1 rRNA gene (running past one end of the window) is annotated in these 1,828 nt (G+C 57.4%); it reads left to right on the plus strand.

Annotated features, from left to right (window positions below):
- A 23S ribosomal RNA gene (locus tag AB0B45_RS51210) occupies positions 1 to 1,824 on the plus strand; it begins 1,275 nt to the left of the window's first position.
- Positions 1,825 to 1,828: the final 4 nt, after the last annotated feature.

A 1,828-nucleotide genomic window follows, 5' to 3' on the forward strand; every position in this document is an offset into this window, starting at 1 on the left:
AGGTTGATGGGTAGGGGAGCGTCGTGCAGCCGGTGAAGCCGCCGAGTGATCGAGTGGTGGAGGCTGTGCGAGTGAGAATGCAGGCATGAGTAGCGAATCGAGGGTGAGAAACCCTCGCGCCGGATGACCAAGGGTTCCTGGGCCAGGCTAATCCGCCCAGGGTAAGTCGGGACCTAAGGCGAGGCCGACAGGCGTAGTCGATGGACAACGGGTTGATATTCCCGTACCCGCTTTAACGCGCCCATATCGAACCTGTTGATGCTAAGAGTCCTTAACTCGCCTAAAGCCTTCGGGCTTGGGGTCAGAGTGAACGCTCGAACCGATGCGGTAGTAGGTAAGCGATGGGGTGACGCAGGAAGGTAGTCCAACCCAGGCGATGGTTGTTCCTGGGGTAAGCATGTAGGGAGTGAGGTAGGCAAATCCGCCTCGCATGTATCCTGAGATGTGATGCCGAGCCGATTGTGGCGAAGTGGATGATCCTATGCTGCCGAGAAAAGCCTCTAGCGAGTGTTGTGGCGGCCCGTACCCTAAACCGACTCAGGTGGTCAGGTAGAGAATACCAAGGCGATCGGGTGAACTGTGGTTAAGGAACTCGGCAAATTGCCCCCGTAACTTCGGGAGAAGGGGGACCTCTGCTGGTGATGGAACTAGCTTTCTGAGCTGGTGGGGGTCGCAGTGGCCAGGGGGAAGCGACTGTTTACTAAAAACACAGGTCCGTGCGAAGTCGTAAGACGATGTATACGGACTGACGCCTGCCCGGTGCCGGAACGTTAAGGGGACCGCTTAGCCACGCAAGTGGCGAAGGTGAGAACTTAAGCGCCGGTAAACGGCGGTGGTAACTATAACCATCCTAAGGTAGCGAAATTCCTTGTCGGGTAAGTTCCGACCTGCACGAATGGCGTAACGACTTCCCCGCTGTCTCAACCACAGACCCGGCGAAATTGCACTACGAGTAAAGATGCTCGTTACGCGCAGCAGGACGGAAAGACCCCGGGACCTTCACTACAGCTTGACATTGGCGTTTGGAACGTCTTGTGTAGGATAGGTGGGAGACTGTGAAGCTCGGACGCTAGTTCGGGTGGAGTCATTGGTGAAATACCACTCTGGTCGTTTTGAACGTCTAACTCTGGTCCGTGATCCGGATCGGGGACAGTGTCTGGTGGGTAGTTTAACTGGGGCGGTTGCCTCCTAAAGAGTAACGGAGGCGCCCAAAGGTTCCCTCAGCCTGGTTGGCAATCAGGTGTTGAGTGTAAGTGCACAAGGGAGCTTGACTGTGAGACTGACGGGTCGAGCAGGAGCGAAAGCTGGGACTAGTGATCCGGCGGTGGCATGTGGAAGCGCCGTCGCTCAACGGCTAAAAGGTACCCCGGGGATAACAGGCTGATCTTCCCCAAGAGTCCATATCGACGGGATGGTTTGGCACCTCGATGTCGGCTCGTCGCATCCTGGGGCTGGAGTAGGTCCCAAGGGTTGGGCTGTTCGCCCATTAAAGCGGTACGCGAGCTGGGTTTAGAACGTCGCGAGACAGTTCGGTCCCTATCCGCTGCGCGCGCAGGAGACTTGAAAGGGGCTGTCCCTAGTACGAGAGGACCGGGACGGACGAACCTCTGGTGTGCCAGTTGTACCGCCAGGTGCACGGCTGGTTGGCTACGTTCGGAAGGGATAACCGCTGAAAGCATCTAAGCGGGAAGCTCGCCTTGAGATGAGGTCTCCCACCCTGTGAGGGGGTAAGGCTCCCGGTAGACGACCGGGTTGATAGGCCGGAGGTGGAAGCACGGTAACGTGTGGAGCTGACCGGTACTAATAGGCCGAGGACTTGACCACAAAG

It is taken from the genome of Nonomuraea sp. NPDC049152, assembly GCF_040648355.1.
Taxonomy (GTDB): Bacteria; Actinomycetota; Actinomycetes; order Streptosporangiales; family Streptosporangiaceae; genus Nonomuraea.